At 59.7% G+C, this 17,876-nt stretch carries 14 protein-coding genes, 1 tRNA gene and 2 rRNA genes (1 of these 17 cut by a window edge); 9 read left to right on the top strand and 8 right to left on the bottom strand.

Annotated features, from left to right (window positions below):
• Positions 1 to 33: 33 nt before the first annotated feature.
• Complete coding sequence (locus tag ACWPKK_RS13190; RefSeq protein ID WP_452004571.1) at positions 34 to 1,305, bottom strand: hypothetical protein; 1,272 nt, start codon at positions 1,303 to 1,305, stop codon at positions 34 to 36.
• A 184-nt stretch (positions 1,306 to 1,489) separates the two neighbouring features.
• On the opposite strand from ACWPKK_RS13190, the gene ACWPKK_RS13185 reads away from it, so the two are divergent.
• The 6 genes from ACWPKK_RS13185 (at position 1,490) to ACWPKK_RS13160 (ending at position 9,483) form a co-directional block, all read left to right on the top strand.
• On the top strand, positions 1,490 to 1,960 hold the full coding sequence (locus ACWPKK_RS13185) for a DUF305 domain-containing protein (protein ID WP_452004568.1): 471 nt from the start codon (positions 1,490 to 1,492) through the stop codon (positions 1,958 to 1,960).
• Between the two features lie 673 nt (positions 1,961 to 2,633).
• A complete protein-coding gene (locus tag ACWPKK_RS13180; protein ID WP_452004566.1) occupies positions 2,634 to 3,056 on the top strand; it encodes a hypothetical protein in 423 nt (140 codons plus the stop codon).
• A gap of 506 nt (positions 3,057 to 3,562) precedes the next feature.
• Positions 3,563 to 4,393: a hypothetical protein gene (locus ACWPKK_RS13175; protein WP_452004563.1), complete on the top strand. Its 831-nt coding sequence runs from the start codon at positions 3,563 to 3,565 to the stop codon at positions 4,391 to 4,393.
• Between the two features lie 32 nt (positions 4,394 to 4,425).
• Positions 4,426 to 6,561, top strand: coding sequence for a Mu transposase C-terminal domain-containing protein (locus ACWPKK_RS13170; protein ID WP_452004561.1), 2,136 nt, complete (start codon positions 4,426 to 4,428; stop codon positions 6,559 to 6,561).
• The gene (locus ACWPKK_RS13165) at positions 6,558 to 7,637 is read left to right on the top strand and encodes a TniB family NTP-binding protein (RefSeq protein WP_452004558.1); all 1,080 of its coding nucleotides are present in this window, start codon (positions 6,558 to 6,560) and stop codon (positions 7,635 to 7,637) included. Before ACWPKK_RS13170 ends, ACWPKK_RS13165 begins: the two co-directional genes overlap by 4 nt.
• Before the next feature lie 13 nt (positions 7,638 to 7,650).
• Entirely contained in the window at positions 7,651 to 9,483 is a 1,833-nt protein-coding gene (locus ACWPKK_RS13160) for a TniQ family protein (RefSeq protein ID WP_452004555.1), read from the top strand.
• Positions 9,484 to 9,485: 2 nt separating this feature from the next.
• On the opposite strand, the gene ACWPKK_RS13155 is transcribed toward ACWPKK_RS13160, so the two are convergent.
• A complete protein-coding gene (locus tag ACWPKK_RS13155) occupies positions 9,486 to 10,469 on the bottom strand; it encodes a TniQ family protein (RefSeq protein WP_452004552.1) in 984 nt (327 codons plus the stop codon).
• A gap of 332 nt (positions 10,470 to 10,801) precedes the next feature.
• The gene (locus tag ACWPKK_RS13150) at positions 10,802 to 11,179 is read right to left on the bottom strand and encodes a helix-turn-helix domain-containing protein (RefSeq protein WP_452004550.1); all 378 of its coding nucleotides are present in this window, start codon (positions 11,177 to 11,179) and stop codon (positions 10,802 to 10,804) included.
• 272 nt (positions 11,180 to 11,451) lie between these two features.
• Between ACWPKK_RS13150 and ACWPKK_RS13145 the strand changes: the two genes are divergently transcribed.
• Complete coding sequence (locus tag ACWPKK_RS13145) at positions 11,452 to 11,700, top strand: hypothetical protein (RefSeq protein WP_452004547.1); 249 nt, start codon at positions 11,452 to 11,454, stop codon at positions 11,698 to 11,700.
• A 611-nt stretch (positions 11,701 to 12,311) separates the two neighbouring features.
• Here ACWPKK_RS13145 and ACWPKK_RS13140 read toward each other — a convergent pair.
• Positions 12,312 to 12,572: a hypothetical protein gene (locus ACWPKK_RS13140; protein ID WP_452004544.1), complete on the bottom strand. Its 261-nt coding sequence runs from the start codon at positions 12,570 to 12,572 to the stop codon at positions 12,312 to 12,314.
• A gap of 150 nt (positions 12,573 to 12,722) precedes the next feature.
• On the opposite strand from ACWPKK_RS13140, the gene ACWPKK_RS13135 reads away from it, so the two are divergent.
• Positions 12,723 to 13,076, top strand: coding sequence for a helix-turn-helix transcriptional regulator (locus tag ACWPKK_RS13135; protein ID WP_452004541.1), 354 nt, complete (start codon positions 12,723 to 12,725; stop codon positions 13,074 to 13,076).
• Between the two features lie 150 nt (positions 13,077 to 13,226).
• Positions 13,227 to 13,559 carry a HigA family addiction module antitoxin gene (locus ACWPKK_RS13130; protein ID WP_452004538.1) on the top strand — a complete coding sequence of 111 codons (333 nt, stop codon included), beginning with the start codon at positions 13,227 to 13,229 and terminating at the stop codon, positions 13,557 to 13,559.
• A 373-nt stretch (positions 13,560 to 13,932) separates the two neighbouring features.
• Here the strand turns inward: ACWPKK_RS13130 and ACWPKK_RS13125 are convergent, their stop codons facing one another.
• The 4 genes from ACWPKK_RS13125 to ACWPKK_RS13110 all read right to left on the bottom strand — a co-directional run.
• Positions 13,933 to 14,838 (bottom strand): NAD(P)/FAD-dependent oxidoreductase, encoded by a 906-nt coding sequence (locus tag ACWPKK_RS13125; protein ID WP_452004536.1) that lies wholly within the window; start codon positions 14,836 to 14,838, stop codon positions 13,933 to 13,935.
• Between the two features lie 143 nt (positions 14,839 to 14,981).
• A tRNA-Met gene (locus ACWPKK_RS13120) sits at positions 14,982 to 15,058 on the bottom strand.
• 77 nt (positions 15,059 to 15,135) lie between these two features.
• Positions 15,136 to 15,251 (bottom strand): 5S ribosomal RNA (gene rrf / locus ACWPKK_RS13115).
• 144 nt (positions 15,252 to 15,395) lie between these two features.
• Positions 15,396 to 17,876, bottom strand: a 23S ribosomal RNA gene (locus ACWPKK_RS13110) (it continues 265 nt past the right edge of the window).

The raw sequence follows: 17,876 nt of genomic DNA, 5'->3' as shown, positions 1-17,876 counted from the left end.
ACGGCGCCGCTTTCCAACGGTTTGATTGCCACGTTAAGCAAGGGCACGCGAAATGGCATGAATGGCTTTCATGCCGGAACCGAAGCGGGCGATGGACGAGCGGTGGGATTCCAGCTCACCGTACGGCAGGTAACGGACCTTGAGGTCAGCCACGCGGGAGAAGGCGGGGCGGATCAGTTGGGCCCGGACCTCGTCTTCACGGCCATTCGGCGCCACCAGGAACAGCCCTTCCAGGGCATGGGCATCGCCACCGAGCGCCAGGTCGAGCATGCGGACGATGCCGGAGTAGATGGACGTCGAGTGCTCAACCTCGTAGGCGGCAACCACCCGCCCCATGGTGGCGTCCAGCCACAGCACGTCGATCAGGCGGACGGCTTCGGCGCCGGGGGCGGCCATCACGCTGCCCGGCAACGCATTGAGGCACCCATCGCCCAACTTCCCGCCGTCGTACGACCGGTTGCGATCGTTGGCGGCGATCCAGACCCGATAGCCGAGCGCCGTGCCGAGATCACGCAGCCAGCCCTGGATTTCCGTGTGCGTCCGGTCCCCCTCACGTTCCGCGGCGCGTGCTTTGGCGGCCTGGGCGGTTTCCTCACGCACCTTGGCGAGGTCGGCTTCCCACGCGGAGCGGGCGGCGGCATCGTTGGTGCGTGGCGGCGCGGCATAGCGCCCTGAGCCGACGTCGAACAGCAGTCCGCCAATGGCGCCCAGATCATTGGACAGCAGGTCGCGGTACTCGGCGTTCAGCGCCAGGATGCCTTGGCGCATCGCCAGGAACTCGTCCCACCGGCCGAGCTTCACCCTGGCGCCGGTCAGCGCGTTGTAGCCATTGACGATGGCGGTGTTGAACGGCGGCACCAGAGTCGGGTGTAAGAAGTACAGCAGGTTGGCCACCGCCGGCCCCAGCCCCTTGATCTGCTTGGCGTCGATCTGCCGGATGGCGGTGAGGATCTGCGCCTCGGCGTTGCAGCAGACGCAGGCATCGAGCAGCCGGCCGAAGGCGCGCTGGTTGTCCGGGCTCTCGTAGATGTCAGGGATGCGCAGCTTAGGCTTCCACAGGAAGGCGTGGTCAGCACCCTTGAAGATCTGGCGCTGCTCGGCGATCGAATGGACCACCGTCTCCAGCGACGATCCGCGATAGGCGTTGCCGAAGGTGCCGGCCTCGATGTCGATTACGACCTGCTGTATGCCGCGGCGGATCGAGCGAAAGTTCTTCACCCGCTCGTCCCACAGGAACCAGGTCCGGTACGTCGCACCGGCATCCTCACGCCAGCGTTGGATCAACGCGCGCATCGGGTCGGACAAGGAAGGCTCCTTCGCTCAAAGGGATTGAACCCAGAGTAAAGCAGCGCTCCCTCCGTCGCAACTCGGGGGAGGCCTCATGACGGGATCGGAACCGATTGCTGATCAGGCGGGAACGCGGGGGCATCGGCCCTCGTTGCTCATAGGGTGCTGCCACGCATCTCCACCTGCCTCCGGGAGACCTCTCATGCCACAGCGCTCGAAGACTTCCGCCATTCTTCCGATGATTGCCGTGCTGGCCGCGGCCCTGACTTCCGCCTGCGCGCCGACACAGCAGGGCACGGGTCAACCGACGACGTCTGGCATGACCGCCCAGCAGGGAACGGCCGTGCAGCAGGGAACGCAGACACATCAGGGCATGATGCAGGGGGGCTCGATGTCCAACTCCCCGGGCTCTCAGGCGATGATGGGGTCGATGCAGAAGATGCAGCAGTCAATGATGGCGCAGCCGATGACCGGCGATACCGACCACGACTTTGCCTCCATGATGCGGGAGCATCACCGGGGCGCTGTCGACATGGCTCGGGCCGAACTCCAGAACGGGCGTGATCCTGAGCTCCAGAAGATGGCCAGGAAAATCATCACCGATCAGGAGAAGGAGATCCGGCAACTCGACCGCTGGCTCGCCCGCCATCCGGCCAAGCCGCCCCAGAGCTGATTGCGGCGACCTTGGATTGTTGTCGCGGAGACCGCTGTCTCCGGTGTCGGCCGAGGTGGGCGGTTCAAATACACCGTCCACCGTCGGTCCGGTCAATCTGGCTTACTGACACCTCGACACTTGGAGCCGACATGTCTGCCGCCATTTCGAATGGCACGCAGAAAGAACTGCGTTGCTCGATCACTCTCAAGAACGAAAGACCGGACTTGAGATCGAAGTCGCTAGAAACACTGCCCGACCCCCATCATTGAAGATGCCGAGCTTTCATTGAATGTGTTGCTTATGTCTTCGGCTTCCTCCGGCTGAAGCCCGATCAGCGGAAGCCCATCGAGCTCCGCAAGTTGCTCGGAAGCCATGTCGATCACCGTCCACCCGGTGAGATCCCACCCAATACGGTATCATGTCCGCATCCCTGTTTATCGCGCTGCAGCAGAGTGATGACAATCCGGAGCTTCCCTATCGGCAAGGAGGCGTGGCTATCGACGGCTCCAGAGAACAAGGTGCAGCGGTCGGCTGGCGGAGTGAGTGCAACTGCGAGCCTCAAGAGATTGGGGGCACGGAAATGACCCCGGGACCGGGCTGTCTGAGGTATGCTGAGGGAGCCCAATGCTTGGCAGGGACAGGGCTGCAACTGCCGCCGATGGCGCACCGGCGAGGTGGAGCTTCGATGAGGATGAGTACCGTTCGGACGAGGATCAGCGAGTTGCGGGCCGAACTCGAGACAGCGCGTGCACTCGAATTCGAGGCGATCGTGCGTCGGCGTGCGGTCGAGGCGCGCTTGGAGGAGTTGGAAAATCTGGTCGGAAGAGAGGCGTGGCTGGGACCGACACTTGACGGCTTGCCGGCGTTTGTAACTTCCGAAGCGCGTGGTCGGCGCATGATTGCGATCCTTGAGTGCTTGGCCGAGGTGTTTCCCGGCGGCCTCACCACTCCAGAGATCATTGACCGTGCACGCCGGCGCACCATCGAACTCAATCCGGGATCCACGCGTGCACAGTTGTCGCAAGCCCAGCGTCGGGGATGGGTTCAGCGCGATGGCCGCCGCTACATCCTGACGGTCGCCGAGCAACCAGACCCCCTCGGCACGAACCCATGACCATGCTGCGGATGATGCCAAAGCGCAGCATATGACTCCACAAACCCGAATTCCCGGTCTTAGACTCCGCATCTGAGACTGCGGCGCCCACCCATATTGGAGGGCTCAGCAAGGTCGTCATGGGGCATGCGAAGTAGTGTTTTTCCAGCCTCTTTCCAGCTCTGGGGCTGTTTGACATGCTGGGCTGTCCACCGCAACGAATGATGCGCGAGGAGGCTGACCGGCCATCCTCGTTATGCAAGGTGCAGCGCTGTGTAGCCGGCATCCCAGGCCAATGGCGGGCCGTGTCGGGCACGGCCGCAACCTGATCATCGGACCGGAGGAGGAGTGTCAGGCTCCAGAACACGAGTGCGGGCTTCGGCGAATTCATTGCGCCGAAGAGGAGAAGCCGTATGCCTTCGCTCACAGACTGCCGTACTGACCAACCACAACCGGAAAGCTCGACTCCGCAGCGCCTGAGCCAGCCGGAAGGTATGGATTGGCCAGACAACGATCAAGAGCGAACCTTGGCCGATTTCTTCCTGGAGCTTGTGCATTCGGGACCACCGTCGCCCTTGCCAAGGCCGTCTCCTCCATCGGTCGACCGGGTCTGGGCACCGCAAAGCCTTGGCGGTCCTCCACCGGATGACGGACGGTTTACCGCGCGCCACCCCGAATTCACCTTCGGCGGCATCGACTGCCCGACGCGGGCGATCGGCCGGGCGCCGCGCAATTCCATGCGCGGGCGCCAAGGCCGGTTTCACAGCCGGAAAATGAAGCGGACACTGCGGGCGCGCTCGGACCTGGAGTTCGACATGTTCCTGCTGTGCGAACTCGACCCCACCGTCGACGCCTACATCGAACAGCCCCTTCGGGTTCACTATCCCCTGGACGGGCGGACCCGCTGGCACATGCCGGACCTGTTCGTGCGTCGCGCCGGCGTCGGCACCTTCATGGCGATCATTCCCGAGGAGGAGGCCGCACTGTCGGACCGGGAGCGGCGTTGGCCAGCGATCGGCGCGACACTGGCACTGTCCGGATATGGATACTGCGTCCAGACGGAGCGACATATCCGCCGACAGCCACGCTTCTCGACCCTTCGCATCCTGTTCGCCGACCGCCATGCCCCGCTTCCCGACGGCGCCATGCGGCGCCAGCTTGCGCTCGCCGTGCCGGCGGGGGCAACGATCGCCATCAGTGCCCTCCTGGCCGGGTTTCCGCAGCTTGCGGCCAAGCACATCCACAGCCTGATCGTGAACGGGTATCTGGCAACCGACCTCGACACGCCGCTGGGACCAGCCAGTCTCGTCCGGCGAAGCCGCCAGTCATTGAATGGTCCTGGCTCGGGGCCGGCGTGATGCGGAGCTTCTGCTACGCCCCCAACACGTGCGTGCGCATCGACGGCATCCCCATGCGGTTCGTGACCATGCAAGGCGATGGCGAATGGCAGCTGGTGGAAACCCTAACGAACCGGCTGGTGACCAAAACCAAGTCACAGTTGGACACCCTGTATGTCTCGGGTGCACTGGTGCTCGATGCCGAGCGGGCCGATGATGCCCGCAAACCAGGTGACGCCAAGAGGCGCCGCGCAGCGACATCGATCACCGACCGGACAGAAGCCGAACAGCAGCGGATTGCCCTTCGGTCCGCCGTCCTGGAGGCCGTGGACGCTCGAGCAGCAGCGGGTGTCCATCTGAACTCCGTGGTCATATCGGAAGACGGGCAGAAAACGACGGCGCTCGAAGAGACCCTTGAGGCGATCAGCAAGGAGCTCGGCCGTTCCAGACCGGTATCCGCGCCCACCTACTACCGCTGGAAGGCTGAGCTCGCTGCCGCCGAAGACAAACTCGACCTTGCTGGACGGTGTGCCTGCTGCGGACGCCACAATCAGCTGCATCCCCGGATTCGGAAGATCATCCTGGACACCATGCGGGAAAAACTTGATGACGCCCGCGAGAACAAGGGGGCTGCTGGCCACTCTCCGACCTGCACGATGCGCTCCATCCGCAACACGGTCGACGATCTCCTCCGCCTGGAGAACAGGCGCGACCCTGCGGCGAAATTGACGATGCCGTCGCTGCCGACCTTCTATCGCCTGTGGAACGAGTTTCCGGCATACGACCGGGATGTCGCCAAATTCGGCAAAGCAAAGGCCCGCCGCATGTATCGGGGGAGGTCCGGCCACGAAGAACCTGAGGCCTGTCTCGACCTTGTGGAGTACGACGAGACCGAGTTGCCCTTCTACTTCTTCGATGAAACATTTGGCGTTCCGCTTGGGCGGGCTTGGCTGAACTGGTACCATGACGACTATTCCAACATTCCGGTTGGTTTCTATCTCGGTTTCGAGCCACCAAGTGATCTGACGATCGCGAGCGCTTTGCGCCACGCCTGTCTTCCCAAAGCCTATGTTCAGACCACCTATCCAGATATCCAGAACACTCTGCCTGCGGCTGGAATACCGCGCCTTCTCATCTTCGATAATGGCCTGTCCCAATATGGCGAGAGCATTCGCACCATCACATATGATCTCAACACTCCATACAAGTTCACGAGGGTTTACACGCCCTGGTTCAAATCGGCTGTTGAGAATGCGTTCAACCTGCTGAATAAGCTTCTCCTCCAGGAAATGCCCGGGTTCGTTCTTGGTAACATCGTCGATAAACAGGATTATGATCCGGCCAAGAATGGCTGTATCGGACTCAGGCACTTCCTCTACATATTCCACAAATGGCTGATCGACATTTACTGCAATCGGCCTATGGGAACTTGGAAGATCACGCCAAGAGATCGCTGGAATGAAGGTGTGCGAGCACGACCACCGGAGTTCCTGGAGCGGGCGACCGATCTGGACCTGCTGTTCGGGATCGTCCGAACCGGCACCGTCGATCACCGCGGAGTAACGTTCAGGGGCCTGTCCTACTACTCGGATGGTCTGCACGCATTCCGCCGCCAGTATGGCCGCCGGACGAAGGTGCGGGTGAAGATCGACCCGAGCAACCTGTCCGTCATCCATGTGTTCGAACCAAAGGAACGCTTTTGGATCCGCGTGGAGGCACTCAACAAGCATTACACGCAAGGCCTCAGTCTTCACCGTCATGAGTTGAACCTGAAATGGGCCAATGAACGGTACGGGCGCGAGGACATCGACGCTCTGCAACAGGCGCAATGGGATTTGCAGCAACTCATCTCGGATGCCCTTCCAATGGCCTTGAGTATCCGCACCAATGCACTGATCGCCCGCACATTCGGAGTCGGAACACAGCACATCTTCAACAATCTTGACCTCAACGGAAACCTTGGCCCGTTGAGCGGTCCCTTCGCCGGACAGTCACTCAACCCGTTCCAGGAACAGGCTTCGACATTCGCTCCGCCAACACCTGCGACACGTCCGCCAGAGGGTGGCGTGAATGCCGACGCGCCTCCCGCACCGATGCTTGCGGAGCGGCCAAAACGCACAATCCCAGTTTATGACGCCGACCTCTCACTCGGGGGCCTCACTGAGCGCACAGAGGAGCAACGCCCATGACCGTCCAAGACCTGCTGGAAGTGCCGCCACGCGCCCTCTACCGTCAAATGGCGAGCATCTTCGTGCCGCACCCGCGGTTCATGCGCATCATGGAGGAGGTTCGACTGATCCTGAGCCTTCAGGACTGTGATGACGAGGCCCCCTGTCTACAGGTGAGTGGCCCCCCCGGAGTCGGCAAGTCGACGTTGCGCAAGAAGCTGGCGCAGGAATACCAAGCCGTTCCCGATGGCCGTTTGATTGACGAGCCGCCCCATCCGGTCATGACGGCAGACCGCATCCCGCTGCTCCAGTTCGTCATGCCGCCAGCCCCTACGGTCAAATCGGTCGGCATGGAGATGCTGCGGACGTTCGGTGATCCCGCTTGGCATCGTGGCGACAAATATTCCTTCGGCAAAAGGGTCGACAGACTGGTCGCGGCATGCGGCACCGTCGGTATCCTCATCGACGAAGCTCAGCGCGCAGTCGACCGCAACGGTGTGGTGGTGACCGAAGAATTGGCGGACTGGTTCAAGTCCCGCCACGATGAAAACAACGTGAGCTTGATCTTCCTCGGTCTCGGTCGTCTGAGTTACCTGTTCGAGCAGGATGGCCAGCATGAGCGGCGCTGCGACGCCGAACTTCGCATGCCCGCCTACCGGTGGCGGACGGGTGACGGCATGGACGACCTGGAGGATCAGGCGCAGTTCATCGGAACCTTGCTGGCGTTTCAGAAACTGTCGCCCATTCCGTTCGACTTCGACGTCACGGAGGATCAAATTGCGCTTCGCTTCTATTACGCCAGCCGTGGCGTGATCGGCGCGTTGAAGAAGCTGCTGAAGATGTGCATGAGGATCATTGCGCAAAATCCGGCGGTGCCACGGCACATCACCCTGGAACTCTTGGAGGAAGCTTTCGACCGGGCCTTCCGTAAGGAAGCGCACAGAATGATCAACCCGTTCTCTTCAACCTATGCCGGGCAGTTGCCCCCTCCGATCGAGGACGATTCTCTCTCGCGTCCCGACGTCGCAACACGGCGAAGCGCCAAGAAGCGTCGCCTGCGCAAGGAAGACGTGAACCAGGCGCTGACCAAACGGTGAAGGTCCCTTGCCTATGGAAAACCGCCTTACCGTTCGCGGCACGCCCCTGGCGGATGAAAGCCTGAAGGGATACGTTCTGCGTCTGGCCCAAGCCAATGGCCACCCGGACATCCGCTGGCTGCTGGATACGGCCGGTTTGCGTCTTGCGATCGCCGGAACACGCTGCGATCTCACAACCCTGTCCAACCTCACCGGTGTCGGCCCCATCGACCTGGAGGCTTTGGCCAACTGGCCCGTTGCGGGGTGGACGGGCCTGGTGCGCTTCGGCAACGGGTCGCTGCCGGCCACGGCGCTCGACCTCATTCACCCCCGCGCCTGTCCAAGTTGCGTCCGCGAACGCGGCAGCGTGCGGCGCATATGGGATGTGACCGCTTATGTCGCGTGCCGGACACACGGCTGCTGGCTGGTCGACAACTGCCCTCACTGCTTGAGCCGCCTGAGTTGGATGCGTCCAGGCCTCGAGCTTTGCCGGTGCCGACGGGTCTGGACCGATGTGTCCTCAGGCCCGGCGTCCAAGTCGGCACTCGAGGTTGCGGCCCTTCTGGAGGAGCGTGCGGCTCAGCCGATGCTGACACCGGCATCGCAGACTCTGCCGGTCGGCGCCCTGCAGACCCTCGACATGTCGGTGCGCTTCATCGCCTTCTTCGGCTCCGATCACACCGATCCCAACTGGCGCGTTTCAACCATGACCAAGGCCGGGTTGGCAGCTGATCGCAAGACAGTGGAGACAGCGGCCCATCTTCTGCAGGACTGGCCACAGAGCCTCTATGAATGGCTCGAACGGAGTGCTCGATCCTCCGAACACCGGATCGGCCTGGCGGCCGAATACGGACACTGCCTTCCGCGTCTCCGGGCTTTCTTCGGCGACGAGCCCTTCGCCTTCCTGTTCTCTGAGGTCAGGCGCTATTTCGCCAACCATTGGGGAAACGGACTCATCAAGCGCAAGTCGATCTTCTATGCCCCACCCGATGCCCCGCGTCGCGTGTCGGGCTCGCAAGCGGCAAAGAGCCTGGGAATGACGAGCGCGAGCATTGCCCGCATGGTTGGAGATGGAACCTTGAAGGGCGAACTCCGGGACATGGGGCGGCGGCGCCAGATCCTGGTCGACCCCACCAGCGTGCAGGAACTCCAGGAACGTGCGAAACGATCGCTGTCCTGCGAGGCGGCGGCCGAATGCCTCGGTACATCCTGCTCGCAGATCGAGAAGCTTCGGCGCGGCGGGATTTTGGAGGGGGCGCTCAAGGTGGGTGGCGCTTACAGGTACGAGCGCGCGTCCTTGGAGGGGCTTGTCGGTCGCTTGTTCCAGAAAGCCGCCGTCATAAAGGGGATCAGCATCGACATGGTCTCTCTCGCTGGCCTACCGCTCCACCGTCGGCTCTCCCTGCCAAGTGTCTTGCGGGAAGCGCTTGCCGGCCGGTTGCCGCTCTGGCACAGGGCAACATCTCGGCTGGCGAGCGGTCTGGGCAGCCTGTATGTCCGGAAAAGTGATGTGTTCGGCCACACGGTTCGTCCGTCGGGAGAGCGTTGCCTGGGAGTGCGGGAAGCCGCGAAGTCTCTCGGCGTCTCCGTGCGCATGGTGCATGCGTTGGCGGTGGCTGGCTGCTTTCAGACCAACCATCCTCAAACAGGCCGCTTGGTAAAATGTGGACTCTCAGAGCATTCCATCGCTGAGTTTCACAGGAACTTCTGCTTTTCGCGCGACTTGCTGCACTTCAAAGGGAGAAGCTCCCGAACCGTCATATCTACGCTAACATCCCTGTCAATATTACCAATTCTTTACCCGGACAAACGAAAGGGAATTTCTGCAGTTTGGTACAGGCCGGAAGTAGATCAATTCATAAAATAACATTACACGAAATTAGGGAAGTGACGCCTGACGATCACATCACCCCATTTATTACACCATATTGTTTCGTCACCATCAACACTTCTCGCAATCCCCTTCATTTTATCTATAAAACTTGCACATAAAAAAAGTCTAAACGTCAAATATTTTTCTTCTTCCATATTGCGGAAATACAATAGTGCCTCAACAACTCTCTCGACATGTTCATAAAAACCATCCGGCCAATTCATTATTATTCCCATCGAATGAATCAAGCAATCTCCGTAATATTTATATATGCTTGCATAGACAGTTTTCCTGCTTCTTACTTCTATAAGTGGAACCATATACAGATCAACAATTAGATCTAGAAAATTTTCCAAGGAAAATGCTCGCACCTTATCATCTATTTTTGTATTTTCATCCTCTTTTCTACGCCACAGAAGGAAAGAAATATGTTTTGAGCAGAAAATTACGTTCTCATGAGAATTACCTGTGAAGTAATCGTCATACTCAAAGGCACCACATTCACACATGTATGTTGCTTGGCTCCATGACAGGGACCTACCGCATTCTGGACATTGATCAATTATATGAGTTCCATGAATTGGGCAGGCAATCCAGGCTCTAATATCCCATACAGACTGGAATATTGGTTTCTCACAAAAACACATTGGGCATATTCTCTGCGAAGAGAATGCGAAGTGCTTCTTTCGTACGTCAAAGCCGTAGAAATCAGTGATCCAGTCGTTTTTTAACAGAGGTATGTAGCCATGGCTCTTTAGGATTTCGTAATCGCACCCTGTGATGCACTGTACTTGGTGCAGTATATTTTCATAATACGTTTTCTCTTTCGATGATAAATTACTTTTGAACATCCACTGCAAGCTATCAAAGCCGTTAGCAATACTAAGCCGCCGAAGATAACCAACCACGCTTTCACCAGGAACCAGATCGCTCCGGATGACAAGACGGTTGGGGATCGCAAAATTGTTGCGGATTGCCATTCTTCCGCTCCCACCTGTTTCGCCTATTTATCCTTGAAGCGCCAATTTGAACCGCGCCTAAATTTCAGAGTCTCTAGCTAGTCATCAGACTGGTTCATCTGAGATACAGACGGGACGTGCGGTACTGTCCAGTATCGGCAGAGCATAGGTTGTATCTTCGATTATGTGGCTGTGCAGGGGACGATGATGCCACCATCGCAGTTAGAAGCGGACAAACCAGATGGCTATAGTGGAATAAACCAGACATAGAATTTCGTTCTGTATATGTAACAGTCCGTCTTGTGCATACCACCAGCAGACGTCCATGCCGCTCCAGTTCAGAACAGCCAGTATCAGCGCACCAGCAGGTCCAGCGGGACACGCAGCGTAGAGGCAATCTTAGCCATCGTGTCAAGGCTGCCGGGCAGGCAAGCACTCTCGATCTCCCACAGGCACGATGGCGCGACGCCGGCCGCTTCTGCGAGCCCGCGCGCAGTGAGGCCCCGGTGCTCGCGGAAAACGGTGGCAGAATAGACACCGTCTAGGAGCCGTTCAGCGACCTCAAAGGGGAATGCCTCCGTCTCGCCAACAGCCAGACGAGTCTTCACCACGTCGGCGTCAGCGAGATCCTGGATGTCGACGACCAACTCAGCCAAGGCCTCATAGTCGGTCCGGCTCAGCGTCACAGTGTCCGCTGTCTCGGCAATCGGCGTAATGGGCAGGACGTTCATGGGGATACCTTATTGCAACTCCCAACCTTCAGCATCGTGATCAGCAACGCGTCGCCACCGATCAGGTAAATGGCTACTCAGTCGCCGTATCGGCCGGGCTCCACCCGTTGCCGAACGCCTTTGCTTTGTTCTAGCCAAAGCGCCTGATCGCAGCACACCCAGACGTTTTGGCAAGGTACAAGGTTACTTCCTTTACTCAACCGAGCAGCGTACCATCCACGTTGCCAGACGCGGCATGAAGGTGCGGAATGACCGGTACAGCGGTGTAAGTCATGCATGATTCGGATCGCCGAGACGATCTTCGGGCAGTCATTGATCTCTTGCCTTGGGGCAAGCGCCAGAAAGCTCTCGCCGTGGAAAGCATCGACGGCATGTCAGAGGACGAGAAGGATGACATGCTCGCACTTTATGAACAAGTGGTCACCCAACTGCCGGCGGCCCTGGAAGCAGTCAAGCGAATACGGGACATCAATCCAGCGATTCAAACAGGAAGTGCTTCGCCGTTCGACTCCGAGCAGTGACATATCCCTCTCTGTTCGCCGACACTGTGAATGGGCAACGAGTCCGTTTGGCGGTGGAATTCACGGAAACCACCACAGCTTTCGGTCCAGATAGTCACCGTCACGGCGCAGACGATCGCAGTGAACGTCGGTAATGTGGCAGCGGCGGGATTGGCAGAAGAAGATAACAGTCGCGAAAGCGCGGCTGGAACCGGGCGAGCCGGTGGCCTCGAATGCGCCGGCCAATGCCTGGGCTGGGTGAGCCGCAGAGTAGAATGGGACGGCGTTGCACCTTGGCCAAGTCCAGTATGTGCCCAAGGCAACGGCGCGGTTGGCGGCCACGTAGTCTGACGACGAACCGGTTCACCGGAAGCGCCGGGACGGCCGCTGACGCAGCGGTGCGCATTCCGAGCAGCCGCAGGTACTCCGGCAAGGACAAGCCGTGCCGCCGGGCATGCGGAAGCGAGCGGTCGCGCTCGGCGGAGGTGGGCTTGATCGTTGCCAAACGGTGGATGACCGGGCGTGTGGGCGATCGGGGCATTCGTGCGCTCCCTTGAAACGAGGCCCAACTGTAACGCCGCCCACCAAGAGCGTCGTCCCAATAGTTGAGTTACGGTCCCGGCAGCAGCGCCTCACTCTACCGCGCGGACGGTCGCGAGCAAGCTTTCCGGGGCGCCGAGATCCGATAGTTTACTTTCCCACGCCATCTGGACCTCACGCCACTCGCGTTCACCTGTGCCGTTCGTCTGAATGAGCAGGCGCCAGTTGTATTTGAGCCCGACCCGCTGAAGGAGTTGTCCAACCTCATACCCGTCCCAAGCCTGCCGGTCGCTGCCCTTCAGCCATGCCAGCGTCTGATCCCATGCCGCCTGGAACTCTTCCGTCACAATCATACCGATCCGAGCCTCCTGTAGGACAAGCGGGATTGTCCGGCGAGTGACGCACGCAGGAGCCGCTTACCCGACTCTATTTTGCGGGTGGCGGAGATAAGCCGAAAAATGAGCCTATGGTCAAGTGCTGTGTCCGAAAGGACAGTTCGGGTTATGGTGCGAGACCTGAAGCAACTTCTTGGCGCGCGGCTACGCGCCCGCCGCTTAGCCCTCAATCTGACCCAGGAGCAGGTTGCTGAAGCTATCACACGCACCGTCGAGACAGTGTCGAACCTTGAGCGCGGCAGAGCCTTTCCGGGCCTCGATACGTTGGAGCAATTGGGCCGAGTGCTCGACCTGCCGCTCGGTAGCTTGTTCGAGGAGGTGGGCACGATGGCGGTGTCCTCCCGGCGCGCAGAGCTGCGCGCCCGGCTACTCGCCCTTGCCGATGGGCTCGCCGACGCCGACTTGGAAATCGCGGTCCGACAGGTGGAGGCTCTAGCGCAGGGGAGGCTGCGGCGGCCGTGAGGCTCCGCTTTGACTTCTCCTTGACGCTTTCGCCGCCGCACGTAAGTAGAACGACACGTCCCGTCTGGCGCAGTCGTCGGGTAAATGGTGCATTACGGTCATCTTCGACGGGACCGATGTCACCGCTTTGGACTTGGAGGTTTCTCACTGATGGCTGCGCTTCGCCAAAACCGCCGTCCCACCATGCCCGGAGCGATCCTCAGGGCCCACTACATGGAGCCGCGTCGCATCAGCGTGACCGCCATGGCAGACGCGTTGGGTTTGAGCCGGAAGCACGTCAGCCAGATCGTAAACGGCCACAAAAGGCTCGATCCGACCACCGCAGCCCGTTTGGCAATCGTACTTGGAACCACACTGCGCTTCTGGATGAATCTCCAAGCCGCCGTCGATGAATGGGACGCCACGTTGGAAATCGCTGACTGGGCGCCCGGCGCAACTTTCGCGCCGCCGGCCAACGACGACTCGGCTGCAACGGCGACGTAGGAGCGTCCGCCAACGGCGCCGGCTAGCAGCAGGATCGTCGGCGTTCCATCTGGTCCGACACTGCGATAGTAGAGTTGTGCGAAGAGCGCCGCCCCGCGAGATCTGCGGAACCGGGCTAAGCCCCACGGGGTCGCGTGGAACGGCGCCAGTGGCTAATGTTCGTCCCGCTTATCAAACTTTGCGCAAAAGCCTGTGCGATTTCTCATCTTTTGCTTAACGCTCTATCAGATTCTGTTTAACAGCGGCACGTAACTCACTGATCTCATTGTTCAGGCTTTCTCATTTTTTGCGATATGGACCAACCCTGAGACGTCGGAAAAGGGGGCGGAGCCGCAAGGCTCCGTCCCTTTTTCTTTGAGGATTTCTTTGCAGATCAGCCGCGATGACGCAAATCGTTGTGGATGGCGGTTGCGGCGATCGCCGCCTCTCCCATGGCGACGGCGATCTGGTTGAGGGTTGAGACGACATCGCCGGCCGCATAGAAACCGGGAACCGAACTGCGTTGGTGCCGGTCGACGATCAGGCGCCCATCAGCATCCATCTCGGCACCAACCTGCTCGGCCAAACCGGACCGGGCGGTGATGCCCAGCGCCGAGTAGAGCGTATCGAAATCAAGGATTTGACCGCTCTCCAAGGTCAGGCGGGTGCTCTGGTCCGTCCCGGCATCGACTGCGGTCACCGGCTCCTCGATCACCGCGATGCCGGCGGCATCAAGGGCGATGCGCTCCTCCATTGTCAAAGTCATCGGCTCGCCCAGCGTCAGCAGGGTCACCGTCGGGCTGTAGGCGCGGATGAAGTTCGCTTCGCCGACCGCCTGCGCTCCATGGCCGAGGACGGCGATCCGCTTGTCGATGACCTCGTAGCCGTCGCAGATCGGGCAAACACGGATCAGTCCGCGCTGCATCGCCTCATAGAGATGAGATACCCGCGGCTGGCCGTCGATGACGCCGGTCGCCAGCAGAACGGTGGCGGCGTCCACCTCCCTGCCGTCTGCCAGCATGGCGCGGAAGCCGCCTGCCACCCGCTCCAGCGCGGATACCGACCCGGTCTCGATCTGGCCGCCATAGGTCTCGGCCTGGGCGCGGATGCGGGCGAGCAGATCGGTGCCGCGGATGCCTCCCGTGAAGCCGGCGAGGTTATGGGAGGTCGGAATCCAAGAGCAGCGGCTCTTCGCCTCGTCCACCACCAGGGCCGACCGGCGATAGCGGGCCAAGTAGATGGCGGCGGTCAAGCCTGCGGGACCACCGCCGACGATCAGGCAATCGAGCATGGGCTGCATGGCGTTCCTTGTCCTGAACCGGGCAAGCGAAACGTGCCCTTTGGTTCCTAGACAAGCGGAGCGGCCGGATGTCACGCTCGCCAGCAGTGAATGCACACAGCAAAAAGCCCGCCGAGCGTGAGCTCGGCGGGCTTTTCTTGATTTGGTTGCGGGGGCAGGATTTGAACCTGCGGCCTTCAGGTTATGAGCCTGACGAGCTACCGGGCTGCTCCACCCCGCGGATGTCTCGGTATGGGATGATGGACGGTGACGATGCCAGCGTGTTTGCTTCGGTTTGACGTCTCTTGAGCCTGAGTGACCTGGCGGCGACCTACTCTCCCACGTCTTAAGACGCAGTACCATTGGCGCGGAGGCTTTTCACGGCCGAGTTCGGGATGGGATCGGGTGTTTGACACCTCGCCATGACCACCAGGTCACCAAGGCTCAAGACCGACGCTAATCCGAAGCGTATCGCTGTTCAGTGCAAGTGAGTTGAGGATGTATCGAACTGGCGGTGTTGCGTCAAGCAGGGCCCAACAAGCAGGCTTGCTGCTGCGCATGGCGCGGTTTGTGGGGTCGAGATCAAGCCGATCGAGCGATTAGTAAGGCTTAGCTTCAGACATTGCTGCCCGTCCACATGCCTCCTATCGACGTGATGGTCTGTCACGGCTCTCAAGGGAGCTCTGGTTTAGAGGTGGGTTTCCCGCTTAGATGCTTTCAGCGGTTATCCCGTCCATACTTAGCTACCCGGCCATGCCACTGGCGTGACAACCGGTGCACCAGAGGTATGTCCATCCCGGTCCTCTCGTACTAGGGACAGATCCTCGCAAAACTCCGACACCCACGGCAGATAGGGACCGAACTGTCTCACGACGTTCTAAACCCAGCTCACGTACCACTTTAATCGGCGAACAGCCGAACCCTTGGGACCTGCTCCAGCCCCAGGATGTGATGAGCCGACATCGAGGTGCCAAACGACTCCGTCGATATGGACTCTTGGGAGTCATCAGCCTGTTATCCCCGGCGTACCTTTTATCCGTTGAGCGATGGCCCGTCCACGTGGAGCCACCGGATCACTATGGCCGACTTTCGTCTCTGCTCGACTTGTCAGTCTTGCAGTCAGGCGGGCTTATGCCATTGCACTCGACGAGCGATTTCCGACCGCTCTGAGCCCACCATCGCGCGCCTCCGTTACACTTTGGGAGGCGACCGCCCCAGTCAAACTACCCGCCATGCAGGGTCCCGGACCCGGATCACGGGCCACGGTTAGATGCCAGAGACTTCAAGGGTGGTATTTCAAGGTTGGCTCCACCCGGGCTGGCGCCCGGGCTTCCAAGCCTCCCACCTATCCTACACATGAAGTCCCTAGCACCACTGCAAAGCTGTAGTAAAGGTGCACGGGGTCTTTCCGTCTGACCGCGGGAACTCCGCATCTTCACGGAGAGTTCAATTTCGCTGAGTTGGTGTTGGAGACAGCGGGGAAGTCGTTACGCCATTCGTGCAGGTCGGAACTTACCCGACAAGGAATTTCGCTACCTTAGGACCGTTATAGTTACGGCCGCCGTTTACCGGGGCTTCAATTCAAGGCTTGCACCTCTCCTCTTAACCTTCCGGCACCGGGCAGGCGTCAGACCCTATACGTCGCCTTGTGTGGCTTCGCAGAGCCCTGTGTTTTTAGTAAACAGTCGCTACCCCCTGGTCTGTGCCCCCCGCCATGGCTTGCGCCACAACGGGGCCCTCTTCTTCCGAAGTTACGAGGGCAATTTGCCGAGTTCCTTCAACACCATTCTCTCAAGCGCCTGGGTATACTCTACCAGTCCACCTGTGTCGGTTTGGGGTACGGTCTATACGGCGGGGCTATTTCCTGGAACGGGTCCACAGCATGTCCAATCCGATAAGGACATACACGCTTTCCCATCCGTCACCTCCGCCAGGCCCACGATTATTAACGTGGTTCCCATCGACTACGCCTTTCGGCCTCGCCTTAGGGGCCGGCTCACCCTGCGTGGATTAACCTTGCGCAGGAACCCTTGGACTTTCGGCGACAGTGTTTCTCACACTGTTTGTCGCTACTCATGTCAGCATTCTCACTTCCGATACCTCCAGGCGGCCTCACGGACACCCTTCGCAGGCTTACGGAACGCTCCGCTACCACGTGATCAAAGATCACATCCGCAGCTTCGGTACACGGCTTGAGCCCCGATACATTTTCGGCGCAGGCCGGCTTAACTAGACCAGTGAGCTATTACGCTTTCTTTAAAGGATGGCTGCTTCTAAGCCAACCTCCTGGTTGTCATGGCCTTCCCACATCCTTTCCCACTTAGCCGTGATTTGGGGACCTTAGCTGGCGGTCTGGGCTGTTTCCCTCTCGACGATGGACCTTAGCACCCACCGTCTGTCTGCCGGACTGCACTCTGCGGTATTCGGAGTTTGGTTAGGTTTGGTAAGGCTCGCGCCCCCCTAGCCCATCCAGTGCTCTACCCCCGCAGGTGATATCCGACGCGCTACCTAAATAGCTTTCGCGGAGAACCAGCTATTTCCTGATTTGATTGGCCTTTCACCCCTAGCCACAGGTCATCTCCGACTTTTTCAACAGGCGTGAGTTCGGTCCTCCAGTGCGTGTTACCGCACCTTCAACCTGCCCATGGCTAGATCATCAGGTTTCGGGTCTAAAGCATGCAACTCGGTCGCCCTATTCAGACTCGCTTTCGCTGCGCCTCCACCTACCGGCTTAAGCTCGCTGCATACTCTAAGTCGCTGACCCATTATACAAAAGGTACGCCGTCACCCCATGAAGAGGCTCCGACTGCTTGTAGGCATCCGGTTTCAGGAACTGTTTCACTCCCCTTGTCGGGGTGCTTTTCACCTTTCCCTCACGGTACTGGTGCACTATCGGTCACTGAGGAGTACTTAGGCTTGGAGGGTGGTCCCCCCATGTTCAGACAGGGTTTCACGTGCCCCGCCCTACTCGAGCATTCGATCCGGTTTATCCGTACGGGGCTATCACCCGCTATGGCCCGACTTTCCAGACGGTTCCGGTTATGTAGATCGAATGACTG

The sequence above is a fragment of the Azospirillum largimobile genome (assembly GCF_977007025.2).
The sequence above is the reverse complement of the archived record's forward strand: the minus strand, read 5'-3'. Positions and strand labels throughout refer to the sequence as shown.